Raw genomic sequence first — 6,136 nt, forward strand, 5'->3', positions numbered from 1 at the left:
GTTGCATGATATGTTGCGGGACGACGAGATACAGCTCTCCGGTACCTTCAAAACCACATTTACCGTAACAGTGATAAGCCGCTTTATTTCGTACTCGCCGCCAAGCGCACTCCCAAGGCAACAAACATAGCACCAAGGCTTCTATCTATCCACAAGCCGACTCGCTTATTCTTCCTCAGGAAAGTTCCCAGTTTCGAACCCACAATAATAAGCGGCGGTTCGATAAAAGCTGCAACCACAATAATCAAGCTTCCATGCAATAACAGTTGAGCACTCGCGGGGCCTGCACCTGCAACGACAAACTGCGGCAAGAAAGCAAGGAAAAATACGGCGACTTTCGGATTCAGCGCTGAAACAAGAATCCCCTGCCAATAGACTGACCGGATCCGTACACTGCCGCTTTGGTTGTCACCAGAGATAAAGGAGTCACCTTGCGAAAAAAGCATTTTGATACCCAACCATACCAAATATACCGCTCCAACCCACTTGACCACTGAAAATGCTAAAGCAGATGTCGCAAGGACTGCCGATAACCCCACCCCTGCCATAACGACATGCAATAACGCGCCAGACCATATGCCAAGCATCGCTGCAATGCCGTGTCGACGACCACTACGTAAGGTCTGCCCAAGGATGAATGCCATGTCCGGGCCCGGAGAAAGATTGAGCAACACCGCCGCAGATAAAAATGTTATCCAATGGATAATAGAGTAGTCAAACATACATAACCGTTGTTGTATTGAGTCGATAGTTCAGCAAGCTGAAGTCCATATAATTTCGCTCCTCATTGATTAAGGGGCAATCATTCAATTGAAAAAAGTAGGGATACACAAAATAAACAATGAAATGCGTCATTTTATTCTCCCATCGGTCGGGAAAACAATAGGAGGCATTGATTATGCAAACCGACTCCGAAACATAAAATAGACCGCACCGACAAGACACAGACCCGCCCATAAATAATCGAGTTTGAGCGGCTCTTTGAGATACATGACTGAAAACGGAACAAACACCGATAACGTAATGACCTCTTGAATAATTTTCAGCTGACCGACAGTTAATACAGTGTAACCGATACGGTTGGCCGGAACCTGAAATAAATACTCTAAAAGCGCAATGCCCCAGCTCACTAATGCTGCGATGATCCAAGGCTTATTACTCAGCTCTTTCAGATGTGCATACCAGGCAAATGTCATAAATACATTGCTACAAACCAGTAAACCGATTGAGATTAATATTGGATGCATAGTTTCTCTTATTTTTCATAACGCCTAAATGAGTGCGTTTTTATCTAAACAATTAACAAACAATTTGTGGAAACAAATTTGTGTACCAAAGCAAATATCAATGACATTTAATTATTATCCGGTTATACATCCTCTCTATTCAGCATCTGATATACTCAATAAAAAATTAATTACCTTCTGAGTTGACTGACTATATGGCTCAGTAAAATCCATATGGGCCCCTCTTTTATTCCCACAAGAGAAAACCGGGCATCCAACTGTATGCATCTTTGTCTGATGGTTAATCAATGATACAGATTGCCGATTTTCTTATTTATACGTCATGTCTCTATGACACCAAAATTTCAGTGGTTATGGCCTCTAATTTGACACCGAAGCTCGATATATTAGGCAATGTCGCATTATGATGAGCCCGAATTTGTTCACCGGTCGCGTGCGCTTTGTCATGAGTGGTATGTGCGTTTGCCACCAGAGTGACTGGATAGCCCAGACCCGCGGCCCGCCGGGTCGTTGTATCGACACAGAATTCTGTGGCATAGCCGCAGATATAAAGATGCTCAACACCGAGCTCTTGTAACAACGCCGCCAAGTTTGTACGTAAAAATGAATCCGGCGTGGTTTTGCGTACCAAATGATCACGGTCTTCCACATGTAATGATGACTGCAATTGCCAGCCTTCACAGCCATACTCAATGGGCGTTCCCGCTTGTTCGTGTTGAATGAAAATGACCGGGATATGCTGGTGGCGCGCCCAATCTGTGACTTGATTAATTCGGGTTAAAACTTCATTTTTTTCAAACGGTTGAGGCATTGGGTCAAATAAAAAATTCTGAACATCAATCACAAGTACTGCCGATTTCATAAAATTTCCTTTGTAAGCAGGCTAACGCCCTTCCACACCCGAAAGGTCACTATCAACACCAATAAAACTGGCATTTATTTATAGCAAACTGCGACAGTAATTCCTACTTTCAATCGCTTATCGACCATAAAAATACGGTATGTCCAATCGATGAATTGACAGGCATAAAAAAAGCCAATCACAAGGTCGTGATTGGCTATCAATATGAACAAATTTGGTTCACTAACAACGTCAGTTGGCTAGGTGACCCTCGGCTTAAAAGGGTCAATCTATTATAATGCACAATACGTGCCATTTTTTATTTATTTTTAACATGCTGATTTTGTTTTATTTTTATTTTAACGGATTAGTTTTATTGCATATACAGACATAACTAAAATGCAAAATAAAAATCAATTCCCATTTTGCAAAAAACATTCTGAACGGTCGACACTGATTCAGGATGCCTGATTAGCTCTCACAAATGCACTCAGTTGCAAAACAACTATAATACTTTGATATCACTCAATCATAATCATATATATTTATTTTTGACTATTTTTAAGTTTTTTATTATGTATTCTGATGGAATGCTTTCCTCTGACAAATATATTCTCGTAATATACTGACTCAAAAGGAAATATGCCCGAGTCATTTCAAAGTACGGCATGATAAAACACACTGTATCCGGACCGTGGTCAATATAACCACTCATTACATGGAGCTTGTATGAATATTCAGAGTTTACGCTCACAACTACTGATATTGGCTGTACTCATCAATTTACTCATCAGCTGTTTTTTTACTTATTTCTCTTACAATAATGAAAAAGAGCTTTTACTGAAAAGCATTGACGCTCAACTCACAATCAGCGCAACCGCATTACCGACCATTCTCGGAGCCGACTATCAAGACAGAACCAGCATCAGTGATGATGAATACTTGCAACGTGTGAAAGAGATTTCTGCGTTTGCCAAACGAGCCAACATGACTTACGTGTACACCATGGTCGAAAAAAACGGCAAAATATTTCAGAGCTTTACCAGCGCACCGGATGCAACGATTGCCGATGGCACATACGAGCGTTATATGAGCGAATATGAAGATGCAAGCGATCTGCTGCAAGATGTCTTTCAAACCCCACACCTTGCCTACGAAGATTATGCCGATGACCAAGGCAACTTCCGATCAGTATTTATTCCCTTTCACTCACCGAATGGAAAACTATATATCGCTGGTGCTGATGTACCGATTGACCACATTAATAAAACACTCAATGGGTATTTGATTACCAACGCTGAAATTGCCTTACTGGGCTTTGTATTATCAACCATGGCTTTCTGGTTTTTCTGTACCCCATTACTGCGTCATCTGCAAAAAATTCGCGCACAACTGGCTGCGGCTGCAGAGCATCTCGATTTAACGCAACAGTTTGATAGTAAAATCAAAAATGAACTCGGTGCGATCAGTGAGGATATGAATCGGCTATTCACCCGCTTTGCTGCCGGCATCAATCAGGTCAGTGAAGCCGCGAACCACAACGTGCGGCTCTCTGACCAAGTGTCTGAAAACGCACAAAGTATCCAGCGTAATTTGACCCGTAGTCAGGAACAAGTCGGCAGTACCAACCATCGTAGCCACGCCATGTATGATCAACTGGCAGCCAATGCCGATCAGAGCACTCAGCTTTCGACAGAACTGAGCAACGCTGTCGCGGAACTCAATAATATTGAAGCAACCTTCTCCAATCTCGATCAAGCCGTGAATCGTAATCTCAAAAATGAACTGACCCTGTCAGAACAGCTAACCGCGCTCAGTAAAGACACCAAAGAGATTAATTCGATTCTCGATATGATCCATTCATTGGCCGATCAAACCAACCTGTTAGCGCTGAATGCTGCCATCGAAGCAGCCCGGGCCGGAGAAGCAGGACGCGGGTTCGCCGTGGTCGCAGATGAGGTCCGTTCGCTCTCTGTACATACCGAGAAAAATCTGGGACTGATTCAGGAAACCCTTTCCCGGATCACCACCAGCATCAGCGATGCATGTCATCAGATGGACAACTCCGTGAATGAAATGACGGCTCTGACTGAAGCATCCCAGTCAGGCTATGCGCAGTTAAAGCATTGCGCTAAAACGATTCTCAATCAGCAGGAAAAAATCACCCATTGGGTGCAAGACAGTCAACAGACACAGCAGCAAGCGAATGATATTCAGCAAGAAATGGAGCTGACCGTTACTCAAATCACGCAGGCCTATGACGATACTGAGCGAGTCTCCGGGGCGGCGACAGAACTGGAAAGCAGTGCGAGACAGCTGCTGAATCTGAGCCATCAGTTTAAAACAAACTAACGTGCAACGTGCACGGTGGGCAGGCTTCAAAATGAACGGATGACTTTATCGCGTACGGATAAAATTCACGACGTGACTTTGGCGACAAGTTTACATTTATTTCCTCACGACTATGAGATCAGACTTATAATGAACAGGATGATGTCACGATGACGAAGAAGGAAAAACTATGAATTTCAGGATGTCGGCTTTTATCACTGGTTTTATCCTCACGCTGGTCGTTCCCCCGAGTGCACAATCCGCCCCGGAAGAGAGACAAAATTGTGTCACGGTGATCACATCCGGCAGTACCAACCGGCCATTTTGGTCAAAGGTCATTGAGGGTGCGACCCAAGCAGGCAAAGAATTGGGATTGAAAGTCTACGCCAGAGGAACCGTTGAAGATTCCGATTCTACCGGGCAAAAATTCGTCTTAGAGAATACGATGAAGCTGTTCCACTGCCGCGGTCTCGTGATAGCACCATCAGATGTCAGTCGCAATCAGGACATGGCTCGCTTAAAAGCAGAAGGCATTCCGGTGATTTATATTGATCGGGATACCGGAGGCGAGCGGCTTGCTTCTGTCACCACGGATAACTACGCTGCGGGACAGCTGGCCGCTCAAAAAATGGGGGAAGCATTAGGCTATAAGGGAAATGTCGTGCTTTTCCGCCTCAAGAAAGGAGTTGCATCGACAGATGCAAGAGAACGTGGCTTTGCGGATGAAGCCCAAAAGATTGGGCTGACAATCATTGCCGATACTTATCTGGGCACGCAAGTGGGTGATGCGCGTTCAAAGGCAGCTGCACTGCTGAAACAATTTTCTAATGTCGATGGCATTTTTACCCCGAATGATACCACGACGATTGGCGTGTTGATTGCACGAGAAAACTATCCCAATCAATCTCATGTCATTCACATCGGCTTTGATGAACAAGAAATAATTATTGAAAGCCTCAAGAAGGGAGAACTGTACGGCTATATGATTCAGCTCCCGTTTAAAATGGGTTATCAGGGCGTCTGGCTCATTCATGAAGCGCTTCAGGGAAAAACGGTTCAAGGCCAATTACACACACCAATTGAGTTTATCTCTCGTCCGCAGCCCACCTCGACAGAATCAACGGCTACATCACAACAGCCATAATTCATCATAGGCTGCTGGCAGGGGGGGGATGAACAATCCAATTGCATCGCCCCTGTAAAACCGGCCCCATAAAAAAAGCCAATCACAAAATCGTGACTGGCTATCAATATGAACAAATTTGGTTCACTAACAACGTCAGTTGGCTAGGTGATCCTTCGGCTTAAAAGGGATCACTCTTAATAATGCACTATACATGCCAACTCTTTAATAAAATTTAACTTATTGTTTTTATTAAATATTGTTTATTAAGAAATCAATTTATAGCATATTGACTCATAATAAATTCTCAAAATGAAAAAATTTCTCATTTTGCAAAAAATATTCCTCAAAAGGCATAATCAAAACAATCTCCGACTGTATATGTATTATAATCCGTCTTATTCGTATATCCGTCTCGATGCCAACATCTCGTACACCGCAAATATCAGTAATTTCACATCACTTTATCTTTTATGCTGTAATATCGATGGTGCTGGTGCGATTGAGGCGTCAGAACAGAAAAAGGCAGCCATGATTGCCGTAATGCCGTTCACTTAAGGAGAGCGGCATTGTTTTTTCTAGGGTATCGGCTTG

The 6,136-nt window shown here is 43.4% G+C and carries 5 protein-coding genes; 2 read left to right on the forward strand and 3 right to left on the reverse strand.

Going from position 1 to position 6,136, the window contains the following annotated elements:
* Positions 1 to 83 precede the first annotated feature (83 nt).
* The 3 genes from AC55NX_RS16500 to AC55NX_RS16510 form a co-directional block, all read right to left on the reverse strand.
* Positions 84 to 722 (reverse strand): LysE family translocator, encoded by a 639-nt coding sequence (locus tag AC55NX_RS16500; protein WP_496996723.1) that lies wholly within the window; start codon positions 720 to 722, stop codon positions 84 to 86.
* 174 nt (positions 723 to 896) lie between these two features.
* Positions 897 to 1,247, reverse strand: a complete 351-nt coding sequence (locus AC55NX_RS16505; RefSeq protein ID WP_077335074.1) for a DMT family protein — start codon at positions 1,245 to 1,247, stop codon at positions 897 to 899.
* Positions 1,248 to 1,575: 328 nt separating this feature from the next.
* Entirely contained in the window at positions 1,576 to 2,109 is a 534-nt protein-coding gene (locus AC55NX_RS16510; RefSeq protein WP_496996724.1) for a cysteine hydrolase family protein, read from the reverse strand.
* 708 nt (positions 2,110 to 2,817) lie between these two features.
* On the opposite strand from AC55NX_RS16510, the gene AC55NX_RS16515 reads away from it, so the two are divergent.
* Complete coding sequence (locus AC55NX_RS16515) at positions 2,818 to 4,440, forward strand: methyl-accepting chemotaxis protein (protein ID WP_496996725.1); 1,623 nt, start codon at positions 2,818 to 2,820, stop codon at positions 4,438 to 4,440.
* Between the two features lie 169 nt (positions 4,441 to 4,609).
* Complete coding sequence (locus tag AC55NX_RS16520) at positions 4,610 to 5,563, forward strand: ABC transporter substrate-binding protein (protein ID WP_496996726.1); 954 nt, start codon at positions 4,610 to 4,612, stop codon at positions 5,561 to 5,563.
* Positions 5,564 to 6,136: the final 573 nt, after the last annotated feature.

Source organism: Vibrio rubrogenes (genome assembly GCF_059641415.1).